Annotated in this window: 11 protein-coding genes and 1 pseudogene; 8 read left to right on the top strand and 4 right to left on the bottom strand. The window is 68.8% G+C overall.

Going from position 1 to position 15,632, the window contains the following annotated elements:
- The first annotated feature begins 104 nt into the window (after positions 1 to 104).
- The 3 genes and pseudogenes from BKI49_RS02525 to BKI49_RS02515 all read left to right on the top strand — a co-directional run.
- Positions 105 to 1,004, top strand: a complete 900-nt coding sequence (locus tag BKI49_RS02525) for a 3-hydroxybutyryl-CoA dehydrogenase (RefSeq protein ID WP_095932517.1) — start codon at positions 105 to 107, stop codon at positions 1,002 to 1,004.
- A gap of 47 nt (positions 1,005 to 1,051) precedes the next feature.
- Positions 1,052 to 1,663: a TetR/AcrR family transcriptional regulator gene (locus BKI49_RS02520; RefSeq protein ID WP_095932516.1), complete on the top strand. Its 612-nt coding sequence runs from the start codon at positions 1,052 to 1,054 to the stop codon at positions 1,661 to 1,663.
- A 470-nt stretch (positions 1,664 to 2,133) separates the two neighbouring features.
- Positions 2,134 to 2,286 (top strand): annotated as a pseudogene (locus BKI49_RS02515) (steroid C27-monooxygenase); the annotation flags it as partial.
- 4 nt (positions 2,287 to 2,290) lie between these two features.
- Here the strand turns inward: BKI49_RS02515 and BKI49_RS02510 are convergent.
- A complete protein-coding gene (locus tag BKI49_RS02510) occupies positions 2,291 to 3,547 on the bottom strand; it encodes a hypothetical protein (protein ID WP_143658360.1) in 1,257 nt (418 codons plus the stop codon).
- A 200-nt stretch (positions 3,548 to 3,747) separates the two neighbouring features.
- On the opposite strand from BKI49_RS02510, the gene BKI49_RS02505 reads away from it, so the two are divergent.
- The 4 genes from BKI49_RS02505 to BKI49_RS02490 all read left to right on the top strand — a co-directional run bounded on the left by BKI49_RS02505 (position 3,748) and on the right by BKI49_RS02490 (position 7,209).
- Positions 3,748 to 4,131 carry a hypothetical protein gene (locus BKI49_RS02505; protein ID WP_095932514.1) on the top strand — a complete coding sequence of 128 codons (384 nt, stop codon included), beginning with the start codon at positions 3,748 to 3,750 and terminating at the stop codon, positions 4,129 to 4,131.
- 622 nt (positions 4,132 to 4,753) lie between these two features.
- Positions 4,754 to 5,029, top strand: a complete 276-nt coding sequence (locus BKI49_RS02500; protein ID WP_095932513.1) for a hypothetical protein — start codon at positions 4,754 to 4,756, stop codon at positions 5,027 to 5,029.
- A 167-nt stretch (positions 5,030 to 5,196) separates the two neighbouring features.
- A complete protein-coding gene (locus tag BKI49_RS02495) occupies positions 5,197 to 5,580 on the top strand; it encodes a hypothetical protein (RefSeq protein WP_257004585.1) in 384 nt (127 codons plus the stop codon).
- 306 nt (positions 5,581 to 5,886) lie between these two features.
- Positions 5,887 to 7,209, top strand: coding sequence for a lanthionine synthetase LanC family protein (locus tag BKI49_RS02490; protein WP_095932512.1), 1,323 nt, complete (start codon positions 5,887 to 5,889; stop codon positions 7,207 to 7,209).
- Positions 7,210 to 7,450: 241 nt separating this feature from the next.
- On the opposite strand, the gene BKI49_RS02485 is transcribed toward BKI49_RS02490, so the two are convergent.
- Both BKI49_RS02485 and BKI49_RS02480 read right to left on the bottom strand, forming a co-directional pair.
- Entirely contained in the window at positions 7,451 to 9,532 is a 2,082-nt protein-coding gene (locus BKI49_RS02485) for an NPCBM/NEW2 domain-containing protein (RefSeq protein ID WP_095932511.1), read from the bottom strand.
- Positions 9,533 to 9,948: 416 nt separating this feature from the next.
- Positions 9,949 to 11,145: an epoxide hydrolase family protein gene (locus BKI49_RS02480; protein WP_095932510.1), complete on the bottom strand. Its 1,197-nt coding sequence runs from the start codon at positions 11,143 to 11,145 to the stop codon at positions 9,949 to 9,951.
- 356 nt (positions 11,146 to 11,501) lie between these two features.
- Here BKI49_RS02480 and BKI49_RS02475 point away from each other — a divergent pair, with 356 nt between their 5' ends.
- Entirely contained in the window at positions 11,502 to 14,300 is a 2,799-nt protein-coding gene (locus tag BKI49_RS02475; RefSeq protein WP_095932509.1) for a helix-turn-helix transcriptional regulator, read from the top strand.
- A gap of 207 nt (positions 14,301 to 14,507) precedes the next feature.
- Here the strand turns inward: BKI49_RS02475 and BKI49_RS02470 are convergent, their stop codons facing one another.
- Positions 14,508 to 15,626 (bottom strand): fatty acid desaturase family protein, encoded by a 1,119-nt coding sequence (locus tag BKI49_RS02470; RefSeq protein WP_095932508.1) that lies wholly within the window; start codon positions 15,624 to 15,626, stop codon positions 14,508 to 14,510.
- Positions 15,627 to 15,632 lie beyond the last annotated feature (6 nt).

The following is a 15,632-nucleotide window of genomic DNA, read 5'->3' as shown; positions in this document are numbered from 1 at the left end:
CCCGGGCAGCCCCTGGTCGGTCGCTGTCGCGCCCCGGCCCGCGGCGGGCCCTACCCGGCCGGGCGGCACCGGCACAGTTCGCCACACTTCGGAGAGGAAGACGGATGACCGACATCGAACGCGTGGGAGTCGTCGGCTGCGGCCTGATGGGCGCCGGCATCGCCGAGGTCTGCGCACGCGCCGCCGTGCCGGTCACGGTCGTGGAACGCGACGCGGAGGCGGCCCGTGCCGGGCTGCTGCGCATCACCCGCTCGCTCGACCGGGCCACCGCGCACGGCAGGCTCACCGCGCAGGAACGTGACGCCGCCACCGCCCTGATCACCGTGACCGACGATATCGAGGCCCTGCACGACCACGACCTGGTCATCGAGGCCGTGGCGGAGGACGAGGCCCTCAAGCTCGACGTCTTCGCCCGCCTCGACTCCGTGGTCACCGGCGACCGCACCATCCTCGCCACGAACACCTCCTCCATCCCGGTCATCCGGCTCGCCGCCGCGACCGGCCGCCCCGACCGAGTCGTCGGCGTGCACTTCTTCAACCCCGTACCGGTGCTGCGGCTCGTCGAACTCGTCCCGTCGCTGCTCACCTCGCCCACCACCGCGGCACGGGCCGAGGCCTTCGTGACCACGAACCTCGGCAAGGAGGTCGTACGCACCCGGGACAAGGCCGGATTCGTCGTGAACGCGCTGCTGGTGCCGTATCTCCTCGCCGCCGTCCGCATGGTGGAGTCGGGCAGCGCGACCGTCGAGGACGTCGACCGGGGCATGGTCCTCGGCTGCGCCCACCCCCTCGGCCCACTGGCCCTGACCGACCTCATCGGTCTGGACACCACGCGAGCCATCGCCGAGTCTCTGTACGCCGAGTTCCGCGAACCCCAGTACTCACCGCCCCCACTGCTGTCCCGGATGGTGGAGGCCGGCCTGCTGGGGCGGAAGTCGGGACGGGGTTTCCACACCTACGACGAACTGCATCGGGAGGGGGCGACCACGGCGCGGCCGAGTTGAGGGAAAATGGTCTTGGCGTACGACCACCGAACGAGGGGAGCCGCAGGGTGTCCACGAAGGTGCGCACGGCAGACACGCGCGAGCGCATCCTGACCGCGGCGTGCGAGGTCATCGCCGACATCGGCTTCGAGAAGATCCGCATGCGCATGGTCGCCGAGCGGGCCGGAGTGTCGACGGCGCTGCTGCACTACCACTTCGACACACGCGAGAAGCTGTTCACCGAGGCGATGACGCACTCCTTCGCCAACACCGCCGTCGACGTCGAACGCGACGCCGGGTCGGCACCGGCGGCGGTCATCCTGGCCCGCATCGTGCGCAATCTGCTGCCCAGCGATCCCCAGCTCCACCAGGACTGGAAGCTGTGGCAGGAACTGTGGGTCAGGGCACTGCGCGACGAGACCACCCGGGTCTTCGCCGTCGACCTGTACGCCCAGCTGCACTCCTGGGTGTCCGACGCGGTACGGCGCGGCATCGCGACCGGCGAGTTCACCGACACCGACGTGGACGGCCTCAGCACGCTCGTCCTGTCCCTGTGCGACGGCTACGGCATCCGCCTCATGCTGCGCGACCCGACCATCACGCTGGACATGGTGCTCGCCGCCGTCTGGCGCCATGTGTCCACCGCGCTCGGCCTGCCCGACGCAGTACCGACGGAATGAGCTCCCCCGGGGTGCCGGGGGAGCCGTCCGGTCGGTGACCGCGGGGTCAGGACGTCGCGAGGTGCCGACCGACGCCCTCGGGGAGCTTCGGTCAGCACCGGTCGCCCTCGGCGGCCAGATGCTCCCGGAAGAACGGCGTGGCCTCGGCGACCGCACGCTCGACCTACTTCGGCACGTCGTAGAAGTCCATGTGCGGTCCCGCCCTCGGCGACCACGAGCTTCTTCGGGCCGCGCACCCGGGTGCGGGGCACTCCACGACCTCTTCGTCCCGAACGCGATTAGACCCCTCCGTGACCTTGCTTCGGGGTTACTGACCTGCTCGTTCGCCTCCGGGCAGTCCATTACTGTCCGGGACGGTCCTGGCCCGGCTGCACCGTTTGGCCGCCTGTTTGGCCCCCCACGCCTGGCCGCTGGATCTATCCTGACCTGCGCATTCGACGGTCCGCAGGATGGTCAGGCAGTGGCCCGATTGCCTCGGCAAGTCCCTCGCGGTCCTGGAGATCGACCTCATCTTCAACGCCGTGGCCGACGCGATGCCCGGCCTCCGCCTGACCGACCCCCCGCGCCGCCTGCGCTCGGCCTGGATCAACGGGGTGAAGGAACTGCGGGTCAGGGCGGACTGACCGGCTACAGGACCGCCGTCGCCGATCCGGTGCTCAGGTACGAGAAGCCGTACCTGTCCAGTTCCTGCTGCGATTCGGAGTAGGACGGTTCCTTTTCTTCCCCGTCGGACACCAGGGAAGCGGCCAGGGCGTTGACCGGGTTCGTGTTCTCGGTGCCCAGCATCCACCACAGGGTGATGTGCCTGCGCTTCCTCGTGGAGTTCAGGATCTGGTTGCTGTAACTGACCGGGACGCTGTACTTGACGTAGGCGGAATCCGCGGGGATCCCCAGCCACCTCGTCACCCATTCGGGGGCTTTCTCTCCCTTTTCGGCCCAGGAGTGGTATTCCCCCACGGGTGCTTGCTGGAGCATCCTGTCCTTCCTCAGCAGATATGCATCGCTTTGGACCTGGACCGCCCGGTACGCCTGGGTCGGCAGTTCGATGGTCTTCTCCTGCACGTATTTCTCGCCCGGGTCCAGTTTGTAATCGAAGGGCGCCAGGAGCAGTCCGAGGCTGACCGTGAAGGCTTCTGGCTTGTCGGCGAACGCGTTCAGGTCGGTCAGCCCGTCGCTGTCGATGTCCTTCTCCCACTCCTTGAGGCTTCTGAAGGACTGGTACGTCGACTTCCAGTTGACCCCGGTGAGCGAGTAACTCGCCCCCACGACGTAGGCGGCCACCTTCCCGGTGTTCTCCAGCTGGAACGTCAGCGGCACGTACGTGGTCTCCTTGTCCTTGCGGATGCTCCCGATCTTCGCGGAGATGACCACCGTCATGGGTGAGGCGTAGGGCGTGTAGATCTGCGTGTAGACGAAGTTCGCGACGGTGATCAGCGCGGTGAAGGAGGCGATCGCCGCGAAGTTGCGGCGGAAGGTGATCTCCCGCCACGCCCGGCGGCGGTGGAGGAGGTCCCACAGTGCCCAGGCCGACCACGCGATGAGGCCCAACCAGGCCCAGAGCCAGCGCGTGTACTCCTCTATCTGGATCGCCAGCAGCATCAGACCGGCGCCCAGTACGGCCAGCACTCCGAAAAGGGTGATCGCAGTCGTGTATTTCGTTCCGCGCCCCGCGAATCGGTCTACGACGGCGCAGATCGCCCCGGCGAAGGCCGCCAGTCCCGCGACGACGAGGATCCCGCCGGCGAGGCGACCGGCATACGACAGCGCATGACGGGTGTCCGCCTGCCCCAGATAGACGAGCAAGGCGGCAGCCGCGACCAGGCCAGCGGCCGTGAATCCGCCGGATATCCTTCCGCGGCGGAGAACGGGCTGTGTGGGTTCCATGGCGCCATGCTCATGCCGCAGGGTCCGGCAGGCCGCCGGGGGTGCTCCGTTCGGCCGAGCCACTCCCGGCCCGAGTACCTCACGCGCCTCCGAAACAAAGGCTGTGGGGTCTGCTGCACGATCGGGTGACAGCTGGTGGACATGCCGATGGCCACCTTCCATAGGATTGACCCTGGGGCGCGGCCAACGAGGAGGCATGGGTGGGCAATCTGGGGGGATACCAGACGATGACGACGCTGGCGAAGAAGGCGGGTGGCCCCAGGGCGCTGGCCGTCCTCATTGCCGTGAGCGGGTGGGCCATCGGCCGGGGTGCTGAAGCCGGCAGGAAGGCCGCCAAGGCTGCGGCCAAGAAGCGGAACGCCCCGTGCTCGACGAAGGGCCAGGTCTTCGACGTTGTGTCCGACGGCGAGGACGGCAAGGGCCTCGTGTTGCGGGCAGGTGACCAGTACCGGGTCATGGAGTACGACGGGGAAGCGATCCTCATCGAGGTGCTCGGTGGCACGAACAATCCCTACTTCACGTCAGCGCAGTTCCTGGCGTCGGTGTCGGGCTTCCCCACGGCAGAGAAGCCCAATGCTGAGTAGCTCGACTGCGGGTGTGAGTTCTCGAGTCAGCAGCTGACTCGCGCATTACAAGCTGTCCGGGCTTGATCCGTAGCAGTTCGGAGGTATCCGGCAGTGAACTTCCCTCGCAGGTCAGGGGCGATGCTTGACATTCGTGGACGAGTGCAGAGCACGCCGGACTCCACAGCAACCGAGACTAGAACTGGGACTGACCTCAGCCATCACCTGGATGCCCGGCGGGCCGATATCTTGACCTGCGAACCGTACGAGAGTGTGCTCCGGGGGTACTGATGGCTGGTCGCATCCGCAGGAGCTACCGCCGATCAATGAGGATAGGGCGATTCTCTCCGCTCACCTCTCGGCAGGCCTCACAGCGTCGCGAAGGCTCAGACCCGCTCCACTCCAGAGTCGATGTCCGAGGCTCCCCTCAACTCCGGCAGAGGCGTGTGCGATGCAGCCGGGAGCGGGCCGCCGACGGCTCGACGGGCCCATAGCGGTCAGCGCGGCGACCACCTCGTCCTGCACGGGTTGACGCAGTCCAGACCATGATCTTATTGTCCGCCGTGCGCGTGGTTGCGGCCGACGGCAATGAAAGCCCGCCGGATTCTGATTGATGTCGAATTGTGAGTAAGTGAGGGTAGTCGTGGGGGTGCTGCTCTCGTACCTGGTCCTTTTCCTTATTGAATTCGGCTTGATGGCGCTGGAGGTTGTCGGCGCGTTCCTGATCATGTTGAGTTCCGCTCTGTTTATCCGGCGCTTCGCTGTTGCGCGCAAGCGTCGACCTCATGGCCGCTGCCCGAAAGTGACGACAGTTGCCCCGTATGTGCTTGGCGGCATCGGTATTTGCTTGCTGGTTCCTGCTTCGGCAGCGCTCTTCGTCGGGAAGAAGTGGGGCATTTTTGAAACGTGGGCGCTATAGGCCGAGACCTTTGTGGCCTGCGTCGGGCATCGTTGCCGCCGAGCACCTCGCGCCACGCCCTGCCGGCCACCGTTTCAGGAGTTCGATCCGAGTCCGCTTCGGCTGCTGCCAGGGATTGGCGGGACGCTACCGGACGCGGGCGATTACTGGATTGCGGTACTTGGCTGATGTGCCGCAAGATCCAGGTGGGGGTGACCATGGAACGGCATGTGCTGGAGAAGCTGTTGGCCGGTGACGACGAGGCGTCCGTGGCTGCTCTGGCCGCCCTCCGCAGCGGCGCCACCTACCACACGTGGGATACGACGCATCCCTCAGAACGGCATGCCGGGGTCTTTGCACGCCGACTTCGGCGTATGCGGCTGCGCGGAGTCGAACCGCTTGGGCTGGAACGAATGGTGCAGCTCCTCCGCGAGCATGGCCGGCCGGTGTGCGGGGGGATGATCGATTCTGCCGATCAGAAATGGACCTTCCTGTGCTACTTCACCGAGGACAGCAGCGCACTGGTGGCCTGCGCCCGCGTGCAGCGGTGGGTCGCGCCATCACAGGAGTGAGGTTGGGCGATCGTAGAGGCGCCCGCTGATTCTCTGTCTTGGGCAGAATCCGGCCGAAGTCGCTCTGCGCACCCCGGTTCCCCGTGAGACCCCGTCCGTTCTGGCACGAGAGTGGCACGACCTGGAGTGCGTGCCTTGTAACGTCCGGCCCTAGTTCGGAAGACCACGCCCTGGCAGTGGGCCGCCCAGGGCTGTGCCGAACCCTGGACGGACCTCGAACTCCCGCCCCTCGCCGCTGTTTCGGGTCACCTTGTGGAGTACCACCTCCCACTGGGCGGGCCCGGAAGATCATGCGAGAGTGGGCCCGTGACGGCATCAGAAGCCACGGTTGTGGCGGTCGACGAGGTCGAGGGGCTCGCGGTGGAGGGCCTGCGGTGGCTGAGCGAAGCGGCGCGGGAAACCGCCGGCGGAGGCCTCTCCTGGGCGACCAGGCCCTCGGACGACGACCTCAACCCGATGCTCTACTCCGGTACGGCCGGGATCGTCCCCGTACTCCTTGAGGCATGGCGGCACTTCGGCGACGACTCCTACGCCGACACCGCCCTGCGCGCGGCCCGCAGCCTCGCGGACTCCGTCGACGGCATCGACGACGACTCCCTCTACTTCGGTCGCACCGGAATGGCCCTCGTCCTGCGGGCCGTTCACGACGAACTCGGCGACACGGCCGCCGGCGCCGCCGCGGACCGCGCGCTGGAACTCGTGCGGTCACGCTTCGACGGGACGCGCTGGGGCGAGCTGTTCGAGCTGATGGGCGGCAACGCGGGGATCGGCCTCGGCGCGCTAGTGGCCGGCGACGCCGACCTGGCCGTCCTCGCCATGGAGCCGTATCTGCAGACGGTCGAGCAGACCGCGGCGGGCGTTCACTGGGCCCATCGCACGGGCATCGACTCCCGTCTGCACCACATCTCGCACGGCACGCTCGGCATCGTCCTGGCGCTTGCCCGGGTCGGTCGGGCCACCGGCCGTGCGGACCTGGTCGAGCTGGCGCTGGCCGGTGCGGCGGATGTCGTGGCGCGTGACGAAGCGGGGCCGGAGGGCTTCCTGGTGCGGCACTCCACTCCGCAGTACCGCCCCGATGTGATCGAGCCCGTCAGCTACGGCTGGTGCCACGGCCCGGCCGGTGACGCTCAGGTCTTCCGGCTGCTGCGGGACGTCACGGCGGACCCCGTCTGGCCCGCCCTGGCCGACCGCTGCTGGCACACGGTCACCCGGTCAGGCCTGCCCCAGCGGCTGCGCCCCGGCTTCTGGGACAACAACGGGCGCTGCTGCGGCACCGCGGGCGTGCTCGCCCTGGCCTGCGACCGGATCGTCGAACAGCAGGACCCGTACGACTTCGCCGACGGCCTCGTCGCAGATCTCGTCGCCCGCGCGATCCGGGACACCGACGGCGCCCGCTGGTCCAACGTCGACCACCAGGGCACCCCCAGCGACCTCGAACCGTGCACGGGCTGGGCCATGGGCAACGCGGGCATCGTCCGCGAACTCCTGCGCTTCGTACGGGTGAGCCGCGGGGGCGATCCCCAGTACGCGTTCGCCTGGCCGGACCAGCCTCCGGTCGCCGCTCGGGTCACGATCCACCGTTCCGGTACCGACCCCGGCCCGAGAACGGCTGATGTCGACGCCCCGTGACATACCCCTGCTCACGCGGACGTCCGGTGGCGTTGCCGTCAGGCACCGTCGGCCCGGGACGGTCCTGAATACCGTCGTGGCAGCGATGCCACCGTGGGTTCACATCCCACACCCACCCCGCGGATGAACGGCCCCCGACCAGGTAACTCGGTCGGGGGCCGTTCTCGCGACGGATCACCTCATGGGCGTAGGTATGGCCGTGGCCGGAGAGCCGAGGGCGTCCAGCCCCGTGAGAGCCGAATCAGCAGGTGGCGTTCAAACCGGCCCAGTCCGCACGGTCGTTGTAGCCGCCGTCACCGGCGTCGCCGACCACCAGGTCGAGCACCCGGACGCCGGTCAGGTCGATGTCGGCCTGGCGGACGTCGTCGCGGCTCAGCACACCGCTGTCGAACAGCACCCGCCCGTCACCGATGACCTGGAAGGTCGATGTGCCGCCCTCCGGGCCGACGTTGCGCACCGCGTCGTCGATGCCGACGGTCGTGGTCAGCCGGGTGCACCGGTCGCCGAGGTAGTAGCGGACGGTGGAGGGTGAGGCGACTCCGATACCGGTCGGGTGCACCTGGCCGAGCATGCTGATCGGCGTCCAGCCACCGACGCTCCGGTCGACCGTCGGGCTCATCCACCCGCTGGTGGCGCTGATCCAGTCGTGGTGCGACAGGGCGACGTCGCCGTCCGGCGCCGCCGGTGCCACGACCAGCGACGTGGCCGTCTCCTGCCGCAGCCGTCCCTTGCCGGTCACCTCGTACGAGGTGGTGGCCGTCAGCGCGGAGTTGCCCGGCGCGGCGGTGGCCGGCAGGGTCACCGTGAAGGCCAGGGTCGCGGAGCGGTTGGACGGTAGCAGCTTCGGCGCTCTGCCGAGCGGACGGGCTGTCCACCCGGCGGGCACCGCCAGTTCGACCCGCGGCGTGAAGACCGGCTGCGCACCGTCGTTGCGGACGGTGACCTCGACCCGGGCCTGGTCGCCGCCGGCGACCACCGGGGCGACTCCGGCCGGCACCGCGTCGCCATCGACCTCCGTCACCTGGGGCAGGCCGGCGACGACGTGCGGAACACCGGGCTTGCCCGTTGCCCGGCCGACCCGGAACAGGGCCGTGCCGTGGGCCGGGACGGCGGCACTGATGGTGCCGGCGCTCTCGGTGACCTGGTCGGTCCAGGCGTTCTTCAGGGTGAACCGATCCCCGGTCAGCCCGACCGACGACGCCTTCGTGGTCAGGGTCGCAGGGCTGTCGCCCCGGTTCAGCAGCACCACGGCGCGGTCACCGTCGGCCAGCCGCTTCACCCAGGTCTCCGTCGTGCCCGCGGGGCCGACGCGGACGGCCTGGACACCGGCGGGGTCCTGGTTGATCGCGATGACATCGGGGTCGGAGAGAATGCCGAGCGAGGTCTTGCTGAGCTTGCGGATGTCGCTGCCGATCATCAGCGGCGCGGCCGCCGCCGACCAGAGCGTCATCTGGGTACGGAACTCCTCGTCGGTCATCCCCAGTTCGGGTCCGAGGTAGTCCGGGTCGTTGAAGTGCCCGGGCCCGGCGGCCTCGGGGTGCCGCGCGTTCGCGTCGTAGTTCCGCAGCACGTCCTTGTACTTGATCTCGCCGACGAAACCGACATCCGTGTACGTCCGCCAGGACTGCGCGATCGCCGGCGCGTAGGACCAGGAGTGCGTCGACTGCTGCTCCTCCGGGTAGTTGCCCCAGTCCGGGGAAGTGACAGGGTTGCAGAGGTTGAAGATCATGGGGCGCCCGCCGGCGTTGTTCCGCAGCGCCTGCGCGAACTCGGTGTAGACGGTCTTCGGGTCGAGGTCCGCGGCGATCCCGCAGAGGTAGTCCGCCTTGACCGCGTCGAACTCCCAGGCGGCGAACTGGTTCGCGTCGTGCTGGTAGTGGCCGTGGCTGCCGAGTCCGCACTTGCCCGGGATGTACGGGCCGGCGTCGGTGTAGATGCCCGCCTTCAGGCCCTTGGAGTGGATGTAGTCGACCAGCGGCTTCAGCCCGTTCGGGAATTGGTCGAGGTTGGCCACCAGGTCGCCGGCCGAGTTGCGCGGGGTCGGCGCCGCCCAGTTGCCGTCGATCCAGACGTACTCGTAGCCGGCGTCGCGCAGTCCGCTGCTGACCAGGAAGTCGGCTATGGACTTGACTTCTGCCTCGGTCGGATCGCCGCCCAGCGCGTAGTAGGTGTTCCAGCCCATGTAGGGCGTCGGGCTCAGCACCTGCTGGGACGCCGGCGCCGTGACGGCGGCGCTGCCGGCCGGCGGGGCGGCGTGGGCGGGTGCCTGCACGACCAGCAAGCCGGTCAGGAGAGCCAGGAGGACGGTGAGATGTCGTTTCACATCGGATCCTTCGCTGTCCGATCAGGCGTGCCGAACCGTCCCGGTCGTGAGTCTGAGGCACCGCTGCCCGGCAGAAGGTGCGGCGGTCGTTCCTAGGACCAGTCAACGCCCGCTCGCCTACGGGTTGGTTGCCAGGATCTTGCAGCGGTCACCGGCGCGCGTCAATAATAATTCCTAAATTAATAGTTAGTGATGGGTCCTTGCTCGGTACCTCAACTGCCGTCTGCGAGGCGGTGCATGCCCCGGAACGAGCAGCCGCCGCCGGAGCACCGGGCACCGGCAGGCGAGGCGTTCGGGGCCCGTGGTGGCCCGGTCGACCTCCACGAACGCCCCGCGGGGCGGCCAGGCGGACCCGGAGTCGGGTCGCTCGGCCGCCCCGCGGGGCGTGTGCCTGTGCAGGCGTCAGGAACTGTCTATTACCGCAGGCTTCGCAGGCCCGAGCGGATCTCGTTCACGAGGAGCTCCGGCTGCTCCCAGGCGGCGAAGTGGCCGCCCTTGGGAAGCTCGTTGTAGTGGACGAGGTTCGGGTAGGCCTGCTCCGCCCAGCTCTTCGGGGCCCGGTACATCTCGTCGGGGAAGACGCTCACGGCGACCGGGAGGGCGACACCCTTGACCCCGAAGAAGGAGGTCTTGTTCTCGGCGTAGAGGCGAGCCGCGGAGACCGCCGTGTTGGTCAGCCAGAAGAGCGTGATGTTGTCCAGGACGTCGTCCCGGGTCAGGCCCTCCTTCTCGCCGGCGAAGGACCGGGAGATCATGGCCAGGCTGGCCGCGTCGTGGTCGAGCAGGAAGGCCGCCAGACCGACGGGGGAGTCCACCAGCCCGGTCAGCGTCTGCGGACGCGACGCCATCAGGTAGGCGAAGTAGACGTGCCGGTACACGAAGTCCAGCTGCTCCACCGCCGCCTTCTCCTCGTCGGAGAGCGACAGGCCCGCGGGCAGCGGATTGCCCGCGATGAGCGCAGCGTCGATGGCGCTCGGCACGACGCCGGCCATGTTGGTGTGGATGCCGATCAGGCCCTCGGGTGCCTGGACCCCCATGAAGTCGGAGATGATCGCACCCCAGTCGCCGCCCTGGGCCGCGTACTTCGTGTAGCCCAGGCGCTTCATCAGCTCGCCCCAGGCGCGTGCGATGCGCTCGGGGCCCCAGCCGGTGGAGGTGGGCTTGCCCGAGAAGCCGTAGCCGGGCATCGACGGGATGATCACGTGGAAGGCGTCCGACGCGCTCCCGCCGTGGGCGGTGGGGTCGACCAGCGGCTCGATGATCTTCAGCTGCTCGACGATCGAGCCCGGCCAGCCGTGCGTGACGATCAGCGGCAGGGCGTTCTCGTGCTTCGACCGGACGTGGATGAAGTGGATGTCCAGTCCGTCTATCTCGGTGATGAAGTGCGGCAGGGCCTTCAGCTTCGCCTCGACCCTGCGCCAGTCGTACTCCGACGCCCAGTAGCGCGCGAGCTCCTTCATGGTCTCCAGCTGCGTGCCCTGCGACTGGTCCGCGACGGTCTCCTTCTCGGGCCACCGTGCCGCCTCGACGCGTGCACGCAGATCGTCGAGTTCCGCCTGGGGGAACTCGAACGTGAATGGCCGGATCTCGGGAGTGCCGGTAGTGGCGGACATATGAATCTCCTTGCTGTCGCCGGCGACCTCGTGTCGCAGGCTCGTCCACCATTTCCGAGGTCGGGCAGGCATCGCCCCCGGGAAACCCCCGGGGGTTGGTCCCGGGGCCGGACCCGGGGACAGCGCACTCGCGGCGGAGGCGACGCAACCGTGGATCACGTAGGGGCGCTGAGAGTCGCTGCCTGATGAGTCAGAGCACCGGAGACCTTATGCGGGTATAAGTCTGATATCGGAAAAAAGCACTCAAAGTGCACTACGGTGACAAGGGTGATGTCCGAAGGGGCCATGCCGAGCTGACCGGTCCCTTCGGCCGGCCGCGGGGAAACACACCAGGCAGCGGGGTCAGGAGATCGACTATGGGCGTGCCCGGCATCGATGCTCAGGTCGGACTTCTGGGGCGGGAGCGGGAGCTGGCCGCACTGGAGCGGGTACTGGCCACGGCGCAGGCGGGCAGCAGCGCGGTCCTGGTTCTTCGCGGCGAGGCCGGGGTCGGCAAGACCGCCTTGCTGGACTACGCGGCCGACCGGGCCGTCGGGTTCCGAACCGCCGCCATCGCGGGCGTCCAGTCGGAGATGAGACTTCCGTTCGCGGGCCTTCAGCAGCTGTGCACGTTCACCGGCACGCTGGACCGGCTTCAACAACTGCCGGAGCCGCAGCGCGACGCGTTGTCCGTGGCGTTCGGACTACGGGAGGGCAAGGCGCCGAATCGGTACCTGGTGGGCCTCGCCGCGCTCGATCTGCTCGCCGGCGCCGCCGAGGCACAGCCACTGGCCTGCCTCATCGATGATGCGCAGTGGCTGGACGCGGAGTCCATGGAAACGCTGGTGTTCGTCGCCAGACGGTTGATGGCCGAACCGATGGCGTTGATCTTTGCCCTGCGGGAGCCTGACGACCACCGTGAGCTGACCGGCCTGCCGGAACTGATCCTCGACGGCCTCAGCGAGCGCGCCGCACGCACCCTGCTGGCTTCGGCTCTCCGGGTGCCCCTCGACCCGCTGGTACGGGACCGGATCGTCGCCGAGGCCCACGGCAATCCGATGGCCCTGCTGCTGCAGCTGCCGCAAGCGCCCGCGGAGCTGGCGGGCGGATTCCGGCTTCCCGGCGGGCGCCCCGTGGCAGGCCGCATCGAGAACGCCTTCTACCAGCAGTTCCGATCACTTCCGCAGGACGGCCGGCGTCTCCTGCTGATCGCCGCGGCGGAACCGACCGGAGACGCGCGCCTGCTGTGGCGCGCAGCCGGCCTGCAGGAGATACCGCAGGACGCCGCAGTGCCGGCCGAGGCCGCAGGGCTCGTCGAATACGACACCGTGGTCCGGTTCCACCACCCCCTGGTGCGCTCGGCCATCTATCAGCGGGCGTCCGCGCCGGATCGCCGTGCGGCACACCGAGCACTGGCAGAAGCCACCGATCCCCACCTTGATCCTGATCGCAGGGCGTGGCACCACGCCCATGCCGCCGCCCAGCCGGACGAGAGCGTCGCCGTCGACCTGGAGCGCTCGGCCGGCCGGGCCCGAGGCAGGGGAGGAAACGCCGCGGCAGCCTCGTTCCTGCGGCGGGCGGCGGAACTGACGCCCGATCCCGCACGCCGTGTCACCCGCGCACTGGCCGCCGCCCAGGCCGCGATCGACGCCGGCGCGGCCGACCAGGCCTGCACGATGCTGACGGCCGCGGAGGCCGGCCCTCTGGACGACCTGCGACGCGCCCGCATCGAGCGGCTGCGAGCCCGACTGGTGTTCTCCCAGGTGCGAGGTGGCGACGCGCCCCGGCTCCTGCTCGACGCGGCGCATCGGCTGGCGCCTCTCCACGCCGCTCTCGCCCGTGACACCCTCCTGGAAGCGGTCGGCGCGGCGATCTTCGCCGGCCGTCTGAGCGAGGGGCCCGGGCTGCGGGAGGTGGCCGAGGCGGTCCGCGCGGGACCGCCGCCGTCGACGCCACCGCGGACGGTGGACATTCTTCTGGACAGCGTGGTCGACCGGATCCTCGATGGCTACGCCGCCGGCGTCGCCCCTCTCAGGCACGCACTGCACGTCGTCCAGCAGGAGCAGGAGCAGGAGCAGCACCAGGCGTCCGGCGTGACGGATGAGGACCGGCGCTGGCTGTGGCTCGCCTTCCGTCTGATACCCGAGCCTCTCGCGTCCGAGCTGTGGGACGACGACGCGTGGTACCGACTGGCGATCGGCGCCGTCCGCATCGCCCGTGAAGCGGGGGCGCTCACCATCCTTCCGATGGCCCTGACCTACCAGGCGTTCACCCATGTCCATGCCGGCGAGTTCGACACCGCAGCGGCTCTGATCGACGAGGCCACGGCGATCTCGGACGCCGTTGGCGGCGTACCCATGATGTACACGTCACTCGTGCTCGGCGCCTTGCGGGGCCAGGAGCGCCAGGCGAGGGATCTCATCGAGACCACCGTCGAAGAGGTGCGCGCCAGGGGCGAGGGGCGCAGTCTGGGCCTTGCCGAGTACGCGACCGCAGTCCTGTACAACGGCCTCGGCCGCTACGACGCCGCGCTGGCAGCCGCGACGCGCGCATGCCAGTACGAGGATCTGGCCTTCTTCGGGTGGGCACTGTCCGAACTCGTCGAGGCGGCCGTCCGCGACGGGCAGCCGGAGGTCGCGGTGGCGGCACTGGACGACCTCACCGAGCGCACCCGCGCGAGCGGAACCCGGTGGGCCCTGGGGGTAGGGGCCTGCGCGCGTGCCCTGGTGGCCGACGACCAGGCTGCCGACGCGCTCTACCAGGAGGCGATCGAGCACCTCGGAGGCTGTCGCACCGCCGTCCACCTGGCCCGTGCCCGACTGCTGTACGGCGAGTGGCTGCGTCGTCGTAACCGCCGCCAGGACAGCCGTGTTCAGCTACGGTCCGCCTACGAGGCGTTTGATCGGTTCGGAGCCGACGGCTTCGCCGAGCGCGCCCGCAAGGAGCTCTCGGCGACCGGGGAAACCGCACGCAAGCGGACGGACGGCACCGACACCGAGCTCACCGGCCAAGAAGCCCAGATCGCCGGGCTGGCCAGAGACGGGCACACCAACCAGGAGATCGCCGCCCAGTTGTTCATCAGCCCGCGCACGGTGGAATGGCACCTTGGCAACGTTTTCGCGAAGCTCGGAGTCAGCTCTCGAAGGCAGCTTCGCTCAGTGGTGTCTCCTCCGTAACCGGAGCCACCGGCTGGTGTCACCGGCCACCACCGCCGTGCTTGCATAATCTGCCCTTCCACGGCGGCGCGTCCAGCAGCGGGACCTTGATCCCCGGAACGCGCCCGGGACGGATGACCAGGTGTTCTTCAACGAACGGCCTCGCCAATCAAGGCGAGCACGAAGCCACGTGGGCTGGACCGGGGGGAATCTGAACCAATACCGGGATCAGGCCGCGACGAGCTCCTGCTCGCGGTCCGGCGTCTTGACCTTGGGCTGCTTGTTCGGCAGCGAGAGCCGGAAGACCTTGCGCCACGCGGAGAACACCTGCTTGGGCAGCGGCCCGGTGACGTACTCCAGCTCGTACTTCTCGAACAGCGCGCGCACCTTCACCGCGACCTCGGCGTACCGGTTGCTCGGCAGGTCCGGGAACAGGTGGTGCTCGATCTGGTGCGACAGGTTGCCGGTCATGAAGTGCATGGCCCTGCTGCCGCTGATGTTCGCCGAGCCCATCATCTGGCGCAGGTACCACTGGCCGCGCGTCTCGCCCTCGATCGACCGGCGCTCGAAGACCTGCACGCCCTCGGGGAAGTGCCCGCACATGATCACCGAGTGGGACCAGATGTTGCGGACCAGGTTCGCGGTGAACGTGGCGGCGAGCGTGGTGAGGAACGACGGGCCCGACAGCAGCGGGTGGATCACGTAGTCCTTGAGCACCTGCTTGCGGATCTTGCGGCCCACGGCCTTGGCCCGCGCGCGGAACTCCGGGTCCTTGCGGCGGCGCTTGTGCAGGTTCTTGCCGAGTTCCAGGTCGTACGCTGCGATGCCGTACTCGAAGAAACAGGCGTTGATGAAGTTCCACAGCGGCTGGCCGAGGTGGATCGGGTGCCACTCCTGGTCCTCGTCGACGCGCATGATGCCGTAGCCGAGGTCGTTGTCCTTGCCGATCACGTTGGTGTACGTGTGGTGCAGCTCGTTGTGCGAGTGCTTCCACTGCTCGGACGGCGAGACGTGATCCCACTCCCAGGTGGTGGAGTGAATCTTCGGGTCTCGCATCCAGTCCCACTGGCCGTGCAGGACGTTGTGGCCGATCTCCATGTTGTCCATGATCTTCGCCACGGACAGGCCGGCGGTGCCGAGCAGCCACGCGGGCGGGAAGATCGAGAACAGCAGCACGCCCCTGCTGACCAGCTCGAGCTTGCGCTGCGCCGAGATGACTTTACGGATGTAGGCGGCGTCTTTCTCGCCGCGGCCGGCGATCACCTCGTCGCGGATCGCGTCCAGCTCGCGGCCGAGCTCCTCGATCTGCTCCGCGGTCAGGTGCGCTGTGGGGTCGATGGCGGTCAAGGCGTT

The sequence above is a fragment of the Streptomyces sp. Tue6028 genome, assembly GCF_002300165.1.
Taxonomy (GTDB): Bacteria; Actinomycetota; Actinomycetes; order Streptomycetales; family Streptomycetaceae; genus Streptomyces; species Streptomyces siamensis.
Note: the sequence above shows the minus strand (reverse complement) of the source record. Positions and strands in the feature narration are given on the sequence as shown.